This is a genomic window from Tsukamurella sp. M9C (assembly GCF_020169415.1).
Taxonomy (GTDB): domain Bacteria; phylum Actinomycetota; class Actinomycetes; order Mycobacteriales; family Mycobacteriaceae; genus Tsukamurella.
In genome coordinates this window covers 35,545-48,987 of record NZ_JAIULG010000019.1, presented here as the reverse complement: position 1 = coordinate 48,987, position 13,443 = coordinate 35,545, and the positions used below count along the sequence as shown (strand labels likewise).

At 71.2% G+C, this 13,443-nt stretch carries 13 protein-coding genes; 4 read left to right on the top strand and 9 right to left on the bottom strand.

From position 1 onward, the window contains the following. Positions 1-141: 141 nt before the first annotated feature. The 5 genes from LB823_RS11455 to LB823_RS11435 all read right to left on the bottom strand — a co-directional run bounded on the left by LB823_RS11455 (position 142) and on the right by LB823_RS11435 (position 6,582). The gene (locus LB823_RS11455; RefSeq protein WP_224647270.1) at positions 142-1,638 is read right to left on the bottom strand and encodes a VWA domain-containing protein; all 1,497 of its coding nucleotides are present in this window, start codon (positions 1,636-1,638) and stop codon (positions 142-144) included. Beyond that, on the bottom strand, positions 1,625-2,686 hold the full coding sequence (locus LB823_RS11450; RefSeq protein WP_224647268.1) for a MoxR family ATPase: 1,062 nt from the start codon (positions 2,684-2,686) through the stop codon (positions 1,625-1,627). The genes LB823_RS11455 and LB823_RS11450 overlap by 14 nt, the downstream gene beginning before the upstream one ends. A gap of 29 nt (positions 2,687-2,715) precedes the next feature. After that, entirely contained in the window at positions 2,716-3,987 is a 1,272-nt protein-coding gene (mdo, locus tag LB823_RS11445; protein WP_224647266.1) for an NDMA-dependent methanol dehydrogenase, read from the bottom strand. A 177-nt stretch (positions 3,988-4,164) separates the two neighbouring features. Further along, a complete protein-coding gene (locus LB823_RS11440) occupies positions 4,165-5,928 on the bottom strand; it encodes an amidohydrolase family protein (protein ID WP_224647264.1) in 1,764 nt (587 codons plus the stop codon). Positions 5,929-6,021: 93 nt separating this feature from the next. Continuing rightward, entirely contained in the window at positions 6,022-6,582 is a 561-nt protein-coding gene (locus LB823_RS11435; RefSeq protein ID WP_224647262.1) for an NADPH-dependent FMN reductase, read from the bottom strand. Positions 6,583-6,707: 125 nt separating this feature from the next. Between LB823_RS11435 and LB823_RS11430 the strand changes: the two genes are divergently transcribed. From LB823_RS11430 to LB823_RS11420, 3 genes are read left to right on the top strand one after another with little or no spacing between them, the layout of a single operon-like run. Continuing rightward, positions 6,708-6,968, top strand: a complete 261-nt coding sequence (locus LB823_RS11430) for a type II toxin-antitoxin system Phd/YefM family antitoxin (protein WP_224647261.1) — start codon at positions 6,708-6,710, stop codon at positions 6,966-6,968. Further along, entirely contained in the window at positions 6,965-7,378 is a 414-nt protein-coding gene (locus tag LB823_RS11425; protein ID WP_224647259.1) for a type II toxin-antitoxin system VapC family toxin, read from the top strand. Before LB823_RS11430 ends, LB823_RS11425 begins: the two co-directional genes overlap by 4 nt. A gap of 20 nt (positions 7,379-7,398) precedes the next feature. Continuing rightward, positions 7,399-7,977 (top strand): helix-turn-helix domain-containing protein, encoded by a 579-nt coding sequence (locus LB823_RS11420; RefSeq protein WP_224647257.1) that lies wholly within the window; start codon positions 7,399-7,401, stop codon positions 7,975-7,977. A gap of 3 nt (positions 7,978-7,980) precedes the next feature. On the opposite strand, the gene LB823_RS11415 is transcribed toward LB823_RS11420, so the two are convergent. Continuing rightward, complete coding sequence (locus LB823_RS11415; protein ID WP_224647255.1) at positions 7,981-8,397, bottom strand: hypothetical protein; 417 nt, start codon at positions 8,395-8,397, stop codon at positions 7,981-7,983. 186 nt (positions 8,398-8,583) lie between these two features. On the opposite strand from LB823_RS11415, the gene LB823_RS11410 reads away from it, so the two are divergent. After that, entirely contained in the window at positions 8,584-9,804 is a 1,221-nt protein-coding gene (locus LB823_RS11410; protein ID WP_224647253.1) for an HNH endonuclease signature motif containing protein, read from the top strand. Here LB823_RS11410 and LB823_RS11405 read toward each other — a convergent pair. The 3 genes from LB823_RS11405 to LB823_RS11395 form a co-directional block, all read right to left on the bottom strand. Beyond that, positions 9,801-10,028, bottom strand: coding sequence for a hypothetical protein (locus LB823_RS11405; RefSeq protein ID WP_224647251.1), 228 nt, complete (start codon positions 10,026-10,028; stop codon positions 9,801-9,803). The genes LB823_RS11410 and LB823_RS11405 overlap by 4 nt on opposite strands. Before the next feature lie 3 nt (positions 10,029-10,031). Further along, positions 10,032-11,840 (bottom strand): acetyl/propionyl/methylcrotonyl-CoA carboxylase subunit alpha, encoded by a 1,809-nt coding sequence (locus LB823_RS11400; RefSeq protein WP_224647250.1) that lies wholly within the window; start codon positions 11,838-11,840, stop codon positions 10,032-10,034. Between the two features lie 129 nt (positions 11,841-11,969). Beyond that, a complete protein-coding gene (locus LB823_RS11395) occupies positions 11,970-13,430 on the bottom strand; it encodes a condensation domain-containing protein (protein ID WP_224647249.1) in 1,461 nt (486 codons plus the stop codon). Between the last annotated feature and the right edge of the window lie 13 nt (positions 13,431-13,443).

The following is a 13,443-nucleotide window of genomic DNA, read 5'->3' as shown; positions in this document are numbered from 1 at the left end:
CGGGCCGGCGGCGGGGCGATCATCGAGGTGGTTCACGGGCTGCTCCTCAATGGATCGATGTGACCCATGTTACGTCAGCCCGGGGTGCCGGCGGCGGGCCGTTCGCAGGGGCGGGTACCTGCCCGATCGGGCAGGTACCCGTCAGCGCAGCGCGTTCCCGAGCTCCGCCGCCCGCGCGATCAGCTGGTCCGCGTCGCGGGCGGTGACCACCGCGTCGCAGTGCTCGCGGTAGACGGGCATCGCGCACGTGGCCTGCGCCCAGTACCGCTCCGGCTCGGGCGTGATCCAGGCCAGCCGGTGCACCCGCCGCCGAAGCTCCGCGAGGTGTTCGGCACCGTCGGGCAGGCCGCCGGAGCGCCCGTCGCCCACGATGAGCACCGACGTGCGCCGGGTGAGACCGGCGGGCGCCGTGAGCAGTTCGGCGAAGACCCGGGCGTAGTCGCTGGAGGCCTCGAGGTCGATCCCCGGGTCGGCGAGCACGCGGGCGAGGGCGTCGTCGCCCGCGCCGGGCAGGAGGGCTTCGGTCACGTCCACCGGCCGGTCGACGAAGCCGTAGACCTCGCACCGCGCGGTGCGCCGCCGGAGCGACTGCGCGAGGCGCAGGACGAACGCGGTGACCGGCCGCACCGAGAGCGACACGTCCGCGAGGATCAGCAGCCGCAGCCGGTCGGGGCGGGGGACTCGGGTGGCGAGACGGAACGGGACGCCGTCGGTGCGCTGCGCGGTCCGGGCGGTCGCACGCAGGTCGAGCCGGCCGTGACCGTGGTAGCGCACCCGCTCGCGGGGCGCGCCGCGCATGCGGCGCAGCACCTCGTGCACCGCCAGTTCCAGCTCGGCGTGCGGGCGCGATTCGACCTCGCCCGGCGGCCCGGGCGGGGTCTGGCCGGCCGCGGCCAGCGCCTCGACGAAGGCGCTCAGCGCCGCAGCCAGGCGGTCCGCGGTGGCCTGCGTGAGCTCCTGTTCCGGTCCGGCGTCGGCGTAGACGCGGCTCGGGTCGTAGCGGTCCAGCCAGGCCAGGATCGCCGCCGGATCGTCCCAGCGCAGCGTGCCGGACGCGGCCATCGCGGCACCGTCGGACAGCGCCCCGACCTCGGCGGTCCCGGCCCGCGCCACGTCGAGGGTGTAGCTGACGCCGCGGCGGCCGCCGTCCTCGGCGGAGACCGCGAGCTCCGCGTCCGCCGCCGCAGTCACCGAGAAGTCGTCGTCGTCCTTGTGCGGGTTGAAGCCCTCGTCCGCCTTGGGGGCGTCGACGACGAGGTCGCCGACCTCCGCGGCCCGCTCGTTGTAGTCGGCGTAGCGGCCGACCTCCGCGTCGGGGTCGAGAACGAGGTCCTCGGGCAGGCCGCCGGTGAGCGCCGCGTGGGCCGGTGCCGCGTCCGGGGCGTCGACGCCGTGCCGCGCGGCGGCGAAGAGCTCGGCGAACGCGGCGTCGAAGCCGGCGTCCTCGTGCGCGTACTTGACGCAGGTCGCCCGCAGGCCCGCGCCGAGTCGAGCCCGGTCGCGGGCCCCGTAGAGCGCCAGCACGCGCCGCACCTCGATCACCTCGGCGGGGGAGGCGCCGACGCCGTGCGCGCGCAGCCGGGCGCCGAAGGCCGCCGCGACGACGTCGAGCAGGCCCGCGGTCTCAGTTGCCGCCACGGCCCCGGCCCCCGTGCCCGCGGAAGACGGCCGTCGTGGTGTTGGCGGGGTTCGACGCCACCGTCGTCCGGTCCGGCCGGCCCGTCGCCTCCACCGGGCCCGACGGTGCGCCCGCGTCCCGCGTCCGCACCAGGTCCACGTCGGTCGAGTACTTGAGGAGCGCGGCGTAGAGCAGCTCCGGCCGGTCGGCCGGCGCGGTTCCGCTGCCGGCCAGCACGGCCGCGATGCGGGCCGCGTCGATCACCTCCGAGATCGACGGGCTCTTGCGCAGTGGCAGGTCCCGCAGCCGGCCCGCGAGCTCGACCACCTCCGCGACCGCCGCCGGCTCGACCTCGGGGGCGCGCGCGGCGACGATGTCGCGCTCGCGATCCGCGGCGGGGTAGCCGAGGTGGTAGTGCAGGCAGCGGCGTTTGAGGGCGGCGCTGAGCTCGCGGGTGTCGTTGGAGGTCAACACGACCCACGGCCGGGTGCGGGCGGCGAAGGTGCCGATCTCGGGCACCGTCACCTGGTTCTCCGCCAGGACCTCGAGCAGCAGGGCCTCCATCGACTCCTCGGTGCGGTCCACCTCGTCGACCAGTAGCACCACCGGCTCCTCCGAGAGGATCGCGGCGAGCAGCGGGCGCGCCGCGAGGAAGGTCTCCGAGTAGAGGCCGAAGTCCTTGGCGGCCAGGTGCGCCGACGCCTGCTCCAGGGTGTCGAAGCCTGCCAGTTCGGTACCGATCCGGTCGCGGAGCATCTGCACGTGGAGCAGCTGCCGTGCGTAGTCCCACTCGTAGAGCGCCCGGCTGTCGTCCAGCCCCTCGTGGCACTGCAACCGGATGAGCCGACGGCCGGCGACCTGCGCCAGCGCCTTGGCGAGCTCGGTCTTGCCGACGCCCGCCGGCCCCTCCAGCAGCAGGGGCCGGCCGAGCACCGTCGACAGGTGGACCACGGTGGCCAGGTCGGGGTCCGCTATGTAGTCCGCGCCGCGCAGCGCCTCCCGCAGCGCGGGCCCGTCGGCGAATCCCGCCTCCGCCGTGGGCGTCTCGATCAAGGCCACCGTGGTCATCTCTGCTCTCCTCCCGAGTCCTCGTGGTGTCAGTACGTGCCGTTGATGCAGTGGTCGACGACGGGGATCATCGACGAGACCGTGACCTCGCGCGGGTTGCCCGGCGTGCACCAGTCGCCCTGGATGTGCTCGGAGATGGCGAGCACCGACTTCTCGTCGCCCTTGATCACCTCGCCTCGGCCCGCGTACTTGCCCGAATTCATCTGGTTCTTCTCGTACGAGTCCGTGCGGATCTGCCCGAAGTTGTCCGGGATGCCCACGTCCTTCGCCAGCCGGATCGCCGCCTCCACAGCCGCGTCCGCCGCCTGCACCGTGGTCATGTTGCGGGTGTCGACCCCCATCGCGACCGCGATCTCGGCGTAACGCTCGTAGCGCGAGGGCAGGTTGTACTCCCACACGCGGGGCAGCGCGATCGCGTTGTTGAGGCCGTGGTGGCTGTCGAAGAAGGCGGAGACCGCGTGCGAGATCGAGTGCACGATGCCGAGGCCGCCCGAGTTGAAGGCCTGCGCCGAGATGTACTGGGCGTTCATCATTCCCTCGCGGGCCTTGAGGTTGCGCGGCTCGAAGGTGGCCTCGCGCAGGTTCTTCGCGACCAGCTCGATGGAGTACAGGGCGTTGCCCAGCGACGGCGCGAAGTCGAGCCGGGAGACGTAGGGCTCACTGCCGTGCGCGAGGACGTCGAAGCCGCAGTACGCCGTGAAGTGCTGCGGGCACGAGTAGTACAGCAGCGGATCGTCGATCGCGAGCGTCACGATGGAGGCCTCGTCGAAGGCCACCCACTTGTGCGGCTTGTCCATGTCGGAGGTGTCGGTGATGACGTACGCCCACGAGGTCTCCGAGCCGGTGCCGGCGGTGGTGGAGACGGCGATGTGGGGCGGGTTCTTCTTGTTGGTGGACTTGGCGAAGCCCTCGAACTCGTTGATGTTGCGGCCGTCGTGCGCGATCACCACACGCGCGCCCTTGGCGGCGTCGTGGCTGGAGCCGCCGCCCACGGAGATGATGCTGTCGCACTTCTCCTTCTCGTACATGGCCGCGGCTTCCATGACGTTGTAGTCCTTGGGGTTCGACTCCACCTTGTCGAACAGGACCACCTCGACGCCCTGGTACTCGATCTTGCCGATGAGCTCCTCGATGATGCCCGAGCCGCGCAGGCCGGTGGTCACCAGCAGGGCGCGCTTGAAGCCGAGGTTCTTCGCCTCCACGCCGATGATGTCGTGCGCGCCGACCCCCATCAGCGCGCGGGGGAAGGGATGGAACTCCTTGATCGGGAAGTCCCAGATCTGGTTCAGCTCGATGGCCATGTCGTCTCTCCTGCGTCTGCGGTCCGGGCGAGATGGCGTGATCCATCTCACAGGGACACTGTGGGCGCGGAGAGTCGTGCGGGGGAGGGCCTCGGGGCGAAACCGTCCGGCCGCCACCCCTGCCCCGTCCGGTCGGGCAGGTGCGGCACCGGCCCGACCGGCGGGCGCTGAGGCGCTCTAATGCGTGCCGGCGCGGAGATAGTGCCCGGTCTGCTGATCGCGGCCGTAGCCGGGGACGAACTCGCCGAGCCGAAAGACGATGCGGCCGCCGATGCCCGTGGCGACGACGGTCGCGTCGTTGCGGTTGACCATGCGTGAGAGGTCGTCGAAGAACGGCGCTTCGGCCTCGTTGTACGCGTCGACGGTCTCGTCCAGCCGCTCCGGATCGACGATCACGAAATCGGCGCGGTCGCCCTCGCGCAGGAAGCCGGCGTCGAGCCCGAACCAGGCGCCCAGCTCGCCGGTGAGGCGGTGGACGGCCCGGCCCAGCGGCAGCACCGTGCGGCCCGCCTCGTCGGCGTCGCGCATCCGCTTGAGGAAGCGCAGCGGGAAGTTGTAGAAGGCCATGTTGCGCAGGTGCGCTCCCGCATCAGAGAAGCCCAGGTGCAGGTTCGGATCCTTGGCCATCTCGTCGAGCACCGCGGGGCGGTCGTTGCCGACGGTGGTGGTCCAGCGGACGTTCTTCTCCCCGTTCTCGACGAGGACGTCCAGGAAGGCGTCGAGCGGCGCGATGCCGCGCTCGTCGGCGATCGCGCCGAAACTCCGGCCGATCAGAGACGCGTCCGGACAGTCGACGATGACCGCGTCGTGGAAGTCCTTGTGCCACAGTCCGGGCTTGTGCTTCTTGAGGGCGAACTCGCGCCGGAACCGTCGGCGGTACTCGGTGTCGGCCATGAGCTCGTTGCGCTCGAGCTGGTCCCGGATGTGCAGCGCGGCGGTCCCTGCGCCGAACTCCTCGAAGACCGGCAGGTCGATGCCGTCGGAGTAGAGGGTGAAGGGCAGCGGCAGGTGCTGGAAGGCGACCCGGGAGCCGAAGACCCGGTTGCCGAGCGCGGCGGCGGTGCTGAAGAGGCGGTGCGCGCCGCGGGCGGACTTCGAATCAGCCGCGACCAGCAGGCTCACCGGAACCTTGCGGCCGCGCGCGAACAGCCGGCTGCTGGATGCGAGAAAGAACATCACCACCGTGAGCGGGTTGTTGATGTTGGGCGCGCTCTGCAGGATCCGGCCGCGCTTGCGCAGGACGTTGATGAGGTGCCACCGCTCGTGCCACCAGGCGTAGGTGGAGGGCAGTGCTCGGGAGCGGAAGCGGTCACCGTCGAGCTTGTCGATGGGGGCGTCCATCCCGGACATGCCGACCATGCCGGCGTCGAGAGCGCGGTCGAGCATCTCCGCCATGCGGCGCAGTTCCGCCCGGGACGGGAACGACCAGGTGTCGGTGGCGCGGCGCAGGCCCATCACGGCGGTGCGCAAGTCGGAATGGCCCAGGAACGACGCGACGTTGGGGCCGAGCGGCAGCGAGTCGAGGCGCTTGACGTAGCCCTCGGGTTCGGTCCAGTCCTGGAAGTCCTCCAGCGCGGCGATGACGTGCTTGCGGGGCACCGCCTCGACGCGGCTGAACAGGTCGGCGGCGTCCTCGGGGCGGGCGTAGACGGTGGACATCGAGCAGCAGCCCAGGATCGCGGTCGTCACGCCGTGCCGGACGGATTCGCCGAGTCCGGGGTTGAGGAGGATCTCGGCGTCGTAGTGGGTGTGGATGTCGACGAAGCCGGGCAGGACCCACTTCCCGTTCGCGTCGATCACCTCGGGGCACCCGGCCTTGTCGAGCGGCTCCGCCGAGACGGTGGCGACGCGGCCGCCGACGATGCCGAGGTGCGCGCGCCGGGGCTCGGCGCCCGTCCCGTCGAACCAGAGGCCGTCGCGGATGATGAGGTCGTAGCGCATGGGGCTCCCCGCTCGTCGTGTGACGATTGCAAGCGTAATCGATCCCGCGGTCGCGCGCCGGGCCCTGCGGGAAGGGGCCCGGCGCGCGGGAGCTCAGCGAGCGGAGGCCAGGTGGCGCTCGGTGGCGGCGGTCAGCTCGTCGAGCAGCGCGGCCAGCTCGGCAGGGCGGCGGTCGATCGGGGCGAAGGCGCCGGCACCGTCGAAATCGGTGAACAGGCCCAGGCTGACCTGGGCGCGGGCGTCGACCATGGAGAAGTTGGCGGTGATCTGGCGCCAGTGCTCCACGGCGCGGACGCCGCCGTCGGCGCCGTAGGCGACGAAGCCGACGGTCTTGCCGGCCCACTCGGGTCCGATCGAGTCGAAGGCGTTCTTGAAGGCGCCGGGGATGGAGTGGTTGTACTCGGGGGTGACGAAGACGAAGCCGTCCTGGGCGTCGATCGCCTCGCCCCAGGCGGTGACCGCCGCGCTGTCGTACTGACGGTTCGCGGCGCCCGGCACGGTGGCGGAGGTGAGCAGCGGGACGTCGAACTCCTTGAGGTCCAGCACGGTGACCTCGACGCCCTCGCGTGCGGCGGCGGCCGCGGCGACCCACTGGCCGACCTGCTCGGCCTTGCGGCCGTCGCGGATGGAGCCGAGGATGATGCCGATCTTCATAGGGGTCCTTTCGACGGGGTTTCTCGCCCGCTCGGGCGTGGTGTCCACCGTAGCGGAGCGGACCGCGGTCCGCTAGGTGCGTCGTGGGTCTAGACTGTCTGGACAGATCTCGGTACCCTGGACGCATGCGGGAATGGCAGGTGCAGGAGGCCAAGCAGCGCCTCAGTGAGCTGCTGCGCGCCGTCGGCGAGGGGGAGCCGCAGGTGATCACCCGGCACGGCGATCCCATCGCGGTGGTCGTGGACATCGAGGACTTCCGCGCGAATCACGGACGGGATCGGAAGCCGAGCTTCTCCGAATTCCTGCTGTCGGCGCCCGCCGTCGATGACTTCGAGATTCCCGAGCGCACCGTCGACCCGGATCGCACGGAGGGGCTCTTCGATTGACCGCGGCGTACCTCTTGGACACGAACGTGGTGTCGGAGTCCATGAAGCGCCGCCCCAACCAGGCGGTGGTCGAATGGCTCGCCGGCGTGGGGAACGCCGGATATCTCAGTGTGCTCACCATCGGTGAGCTGCGCCGTGGCGAGCGCATGTTGGCTCGGAGGGACCCCCGGCAGGCCGAGGCCGTCGCGACGTGGATCGCGGCTATCGAGGACGCCTACCGCGATCAGATCATCGATCTGGACATCCCCGCGGCTACACGATGGGGAGCGATATCGGCGACGGGCCGGACGCTGCCGATCGTCGACGCCCTCATCGCCGCCACGGCGCTCGCCCACGACCTCACGCTGGTCACCAGGAACGTCCAGGACTTCGAGGGCCTCGACGTCCGGACCCTGAACCCGTTCGGCTGATGGCGGGCACAATCGGTCCCATGGCAGACGATCCGGTTCTCGAGCAGGTCGGGCCGCGGTTGCGCGCGATCCGGCAGGAGCGCGACATCACCCTGACCGCGGTCGCGGAGGCGACGGGGATCTCGGTGAGCACGCTCTCGCGGTTGGAGGGCGGCACCCGCAAGCCCACCCTGGAGCTGTTGCTGCCGCTCGCGCGCACGTACGGCCTGCCGCTCGACGAGCTCGTCGACGCTCCCGAGACCGGCGATCCGCGCGTGCGGCTCAAGCCGGTGCGGCACGGCGACCACGTCATCGTGCCGCTCACCCGCCGCGCCGGCGGGCTGCGCACCTTCAAGGAGGTCATCCGGCCCCGGCCCGGGGCGCAGACGCGCACGCAGGTCTCGCATCCCGGCTACCACTGGCTGTACGTGCTCGACGGGAACCTGCGGCTGCTGCTGGGGGAGAAGGACATGGTGATCAAGCCCGGCGAGGTGATCGAATTCGACACCCGGCTGCCGCACTGGTTCGGCAGCGCCGACGGCGAGCCCGTCGAGTACCTGGGCATCTACGGCCCGCAGGGCGAGCGCGCCCACCACGTGGGGCGCGCGGAGCCGGAGTAGCGGTCAGTCGCCGCCGAGGCCGGTGACCTTCTTGAGCTGATTGACGCCGGGGAGCTTGCCGACCCCTCGCTCGACGCCGCGCTGTACGTCGCTGAGTTTGTTGGTCACGTCGACCAGCGGCGGGAGCACGGCGTCGAGGGTGTTGAGGGCCGGGTCGGCGACGGCGGTGAGCCGCTCCACCCGGTCGATGACGTTGTTGGCGCGCTCGATCATGTCGGCCATCGCGAGCATCACCTTCGGCAGCTCGGCGATGAGCTCGATGGTGTCGGGCGGGATGGTGCTGAGCTTGCTGACGCTGGTCACCGTGCGGCCGGTGTTGTCCATCGCCTTGCCGGCGGCGGACCGCACGGAGTCGACCAGGTCGTTGACCGATTCGCTGATGCTGGGTGGGGCCTTCGGGGGCTCCGGCTTTCTCGCCATGTCTCGATCATCGCTCGCGAGGGTGCCCTGGCGTGGGATTTCGCTCTGGACGCGCGACTCGGTATCGGTACTGGTCCGTGAGGAGGAGAGGCGTCAGCGTGTTCTCGTGGCCCGTGTGAACAGGCATCGTTCGATACAGTGTTGCGATGGCGAAAACTTGTCGGTGGGTCGGCGTAGCGTCAGGGCATGGACGAAGACGTTGGTGTAGATGATGATCAGCCGCCTGGCGGTGGTGTTGCGGAGCGGTTGCGTTCGATGGAGCGGCGGCGGTGTCGGACGGTGTTCGAGCAGTACCGGTTGGCGGCGGAGTTGCTGCGGGAGCGGGTGTGCGAGCGGGTCGCGGCGGGGTTGCCGCAGGATCGCTGGCAGCAGGGTGTGGCGGCGGAGGTCGGGTTGGCCATGCATTTGTCGCCGAACACAGCCGCGAGGTTTGTAAATCGGGCGGTGGAGCTGGAGAAGAGCCTGCCTCACACCCGCGCCCGCCTGCGGGACGGTGACGTCTCCCCGGAGGCGGTCCCGGTGATCGTCGGTGGCCTCGCGCACCTGGACGCATCGGACCGCCATGTCGCGGATGCGCAGTTGTGTGCCGATCCGGCGACGCTCGCGGGGATGGGGCTCAAGCAACTCGCCGCGAGGGTCGAGCAGGTCGCGTATCGGCTGGACGCGCAGGCGACGGTGGATCGGAATGCGTCCGCGGAGAAGGACCGGACGGTGACGATCCGGCCGCTGCCCGAGGGGATGGCCAGGGTGTCACTGCTGTTGCCGGTGGCGCAGGGCGTCGGGGTGTACGCGGCGTTGCGCAAGCACGCCGCCACGTTGATCGGGATCGGTGCGGACCTGCGGACGCGGGGTCAGATCATGGCCGACACCGCGTTCGCGCGGATCACCGGCCGCGAGGCTGCGGACGGGCAGCCCGTTATGGTGAACCTGACGATGCCCGCGGCGGTGCTCCTCGGTGGCCGCCCCGGGACCGCGCATCTGGACGGTGGTGGGACGGTGCCGGCGGAGATCGCCCGCAACCTCGTCGGCCGGGCCACCGCCGCCGGCGTCGCGTGGGTCAAACGCCTCTACCTCGCGCCCGAATCCGGCGCGGTCGTCGGCATGGACTCCCGGCAACGCTGCTTCCCCGACGGGCTCGCGGAGATGATCCGGGCACGGGACCGGTACTGCAGGACCCCGTACTGCGACGCTCCGATCGCGCACACCGACCACGTGGTTCCGCACGCGTCCGGTGGTCCCACCGAGTTTCAGAACGGGCAGGGGCTGTGCGCGGCGTGCAACTACGCCAAGGAAGCAGCCGACTGGACCAGCCACGTGGTACTGGCCGCGAGCGGGCGGCACACCGTCGAAACGCGGACCCCGAGCGGACACCACCACCGGTCCACCGCGCCGGACCAGGCGGCCTAGAGACTCGCGCCGAATCGCTGCACGGCGGCGCGGGCGGTGCGCAGGCCCTCGCTGTCGGGGCCGTCGACGGTGACCTTCCCCGAGGGAAGGAGGGTGACCTCGCCGATCGAGTCGCCGGTGGTGTTCACGCGGACGGCCCAGGCGTAGGCCTCATCGGCCAGCCAGGCGTCGGGGCGCAGTTCCGTGAGGTACCACGCCCCGACGTTCAGGCCGATCGGATCCAAGAATCAGGCCTCGTCGGACTTGATCTCGAGCAGCACGGTGCCCTGGGTGACGGCGGTGCCGGGCTCGACGGACAGGCCGGTGACGATGCCGTCCTTGTGCGCGGCGACCGGGTTCTCCATCTTCATGGCCTCGAGCACCACGACGAGGTCGCCGGCGCTGACCTGCTGGCCGTCCTCGACGGCCACCTTGACGACGGTGCCCTGCATGGGCGCGGTCACGGAATCACCCGTGGCGGCCACACCGGCGCCGCGGTCGCGGGTGCGCGCCTTCGGCTTGCGGCGGATGACGCCGGCACCGCCGGCCGCGCCGCCACCGCCGAGCGAGAGCTCGCCGGGCAGTGAGACCTCGACGCGGCGGCCGTCGACGACCACGACCACGTTCTGGCGGGGCAGCGAGTCGTCCTCCTCGATGGCCTGGCCACCGGTGTACGGCTCGATCGGGTTCTCCCAATCGGTCTCGATCCACTTGGTGTAGACCTCGAAGCCGTTCTCGTCGCCCACGAACGCCGGGTTGGAGACGATGTGGCGGTGGAACGGGATGACCGTCGCGAGGCCCTCGACCTCGAACTCGGCGAGCGCGCGCCGCGAGCGCTCCAGCGCCTCCTGGCGGGTCGCGCCGGTCACGATGAGCTTGGCGAGCATCGAGTCGAACTGGCCGCCGATGACGTCGCCCTGGTCCACGCCGGAGTCGACGCGCACGCCGGGGCCGGTGGGCTCGCGGTACACGCTGATCGGGCCGGGGGCGGGCAGGAAGCCGCGGCCGGCGTCCTCGCCGTTGATGCGGAACTCGAAGCTGTGACCGCGAGGAGTGGGATCCTCCGTGATCGTCAGCTCCTTGCCCTCGGCGATGCGGAACTGCTGGCGCACGAGGTCGATGCCCGCGGTCTCCTCGGTGACCGGGTGCTCGACCTGCAGGCGGGTGTTGACCTCGAGGAAGCTGACCAGGCCGTCGGCGGCGACGAGGAACTCGACGGTGCCGGCGCCGTAGTAGCCCGCCTCGCGGCAGATGCGCTTCGCCGACTCGTGGATGGCGGTGCGCTGCTCCTCGGTGAGGAACGGCGCGGGCGCCTCCTCGACCAGCTTCTGGAAGCGGCGCTGCAGCGAGCAGTCGCGGGTGCCGGCGACCACGACGTTGCCGTGCTGGTCGGCGATGACCTGGGCCTCGACGTGGCGGGCCTTGTCCAGGTAGCGCTCGACGAAGCACTCGCCGCGGCCGAAGGCGGCGACGGCCTCGCGGGTCGCCGACTCGAACAGCTCGGGGATCTCCTCGATGGTGTACGCGACCTTCATGCCGCGGCCGCCGCCGCCGAACGCCGCCTTGATGGCGACGGGCACGCCGTACTCCTTGGCGAAGGCGACGACCTCGTCGGCGTCCTTGACCGGGTCCTTGGTGCCGGGCGCCATCGGGGCCTCGGCGCGCTCGGCGATGTGCCGCGCGGTGACCTTGTCGCCCAGGTCGCGGATCGAGGCCGGGGACGGGCCGATCCAGGTCAGGCCCGCATCGATGACGGCCTGCGCGAACTCGGCGTTCTCGGACAGGAAGCCGTAGCCGGGGTGGATCGCGTCGGCGCCGGACTTGGCGGCGGCGTCGAGGATCTTGTCGAAGACGAGGTAGGACTCGGCCGAGGTCTGGCCGCCGAGGGCGAAGGCCTCGTCGGCGAGGCGCACGAACTTGGCGTCGGCGTCGGGCTCGGCGTACACGGCGACGCTGGTCAGGCCGGCGTCCCGGGCGGCGCGGATGACGCGGACGGCGATCTCACCGCGGTTGGCGATGAGTACCTTCTCGATCTTCTTGTCAGCGTGGGCTGCCACTCAAGTCTCCTCGTTCCGTTGCGGCGCACAGCGGCGCGCCGCCCTCTCCATGTCCCGTCCGGGCGCAACTCCTGACGAGTGTATGCCTACTCACTTGTGGCGCAGCCGACAGTCCCCTCGCGGGTTCGGTTACCCGCGAGTAACCGTCGCATCGCCTATTTCGGTCAACAACGAACGTAGCGCGCCGAGGTACAGAGTGACACTCCGGCGTGCCGTTTCGAAGCCGGGGAAGCGCGCCGCCACGTGCAGACCGGACGGTGTGCGCAGCATCCAGAGGTAGACGTCGTCGATCGAGTAGTCGTGCGAGCGGAGCGCCCCGGCCCCGCCCGCGTCGTTGACGTCCGAGCCGGGGGCGGAGCGCGTGTCCATGAACGAGACGACGAAGCGCGGCGGCGGCGCCTGCGACCGGCCCGGCTCCTCGGCGAGCACCTCGCCGATCCGCAGGTAGGGCAGGGTGCTCCCGATCTTGGACGGCTTCCACGCCGCCTGCGCCCGCTGCGCCAGCTCGCCGAAGGTGCGGGCTCCGGTGGTGTCGAGCCGGAAGGGCGCGATGCCGACGAACCAGCCGAGCGCCGCGATCCACTGTTCGGCGTCGCGGGTGTGCCGGGTGACGGCGCACCGGAAGACGGGGCCGAAGCCGAGGTCGGTGTTGATCTTCGCCATGCACGCGAGTACGCCCGTCACCAGCGATGCGCCCGACTCGGAGCACACGCGGGTGAAGTTGTTGGACCGGTCGTCGTCGAGCAGATGGAAGTTCAGCGACCCCTGCGGCAGCCGGGGCACGCCGTCCGGGTCGCGGCTCAGGGCGGCACGCGTCTCGTCGGCCAGTGTCTTCGCGCTGAGGGGGAGCAGCGGCATGGGGAAGGGATCGGGCTTGAAGCCGGTCTCGCTGAGGTACTCGTCCCACATCCGCGCGGCCGGGTGGCCCGCTCCCGCGCGGTCAGCGGACTGCCGGTCGGTGTCGGAGTAGTTGACGTAGCTGCCGGTGGGCAGCAGCCGCGGCGGGTCGCCGTGCACGGCTTCCCGGTAGAACTCGCGCAGCTCGTACGGGCTGAGGATGAGGGAGTAGCCGTCGAGCAGGGAGTGGTCGGCCGCGAAGAACAGGGTGAACGAGTCCTCGCGCGCCACCGTCGAGAACATGTAGGCGGGCCAGGTCAGCGGGGCCGTCGACCGGTCGAACTCGCCGAGCAGCTGCTCGGCCAGGGGGCCGGTGGACCGGTAGGTGCCGATCGTCTTGATCCGCAGGTCGACGGTGGCGGTCTGCGCGCTCCGACGGCGCGGCCGGTCGTCCTCGAGGAAGACGTGGGTGCGCAGCACCTCGTGCCGGTCGATCCACGCGCGCAGCGCGGTGCGCATCCCGGGGATCGACAGCGGCTCGTCGAACTCGATGCCGAGGCCGAGCCAGGATTCGCGCCCGCCGTCGATGTGGCGGCGCCGCAGCACCGCCTGCGCGCCCCGCAGGTGCGCCTCGTGCACGTGCGACGTGGCGCGCGGGTCGTCGCGCCAGCGCGCGGCGGGACCCGTGGTGGGGATCCAGTTGCGCAGTTCACCCGGGCGCAGCGGGTACGCGTCCAGTTCGGTGAATTGCATGGCGGGGCTCGCT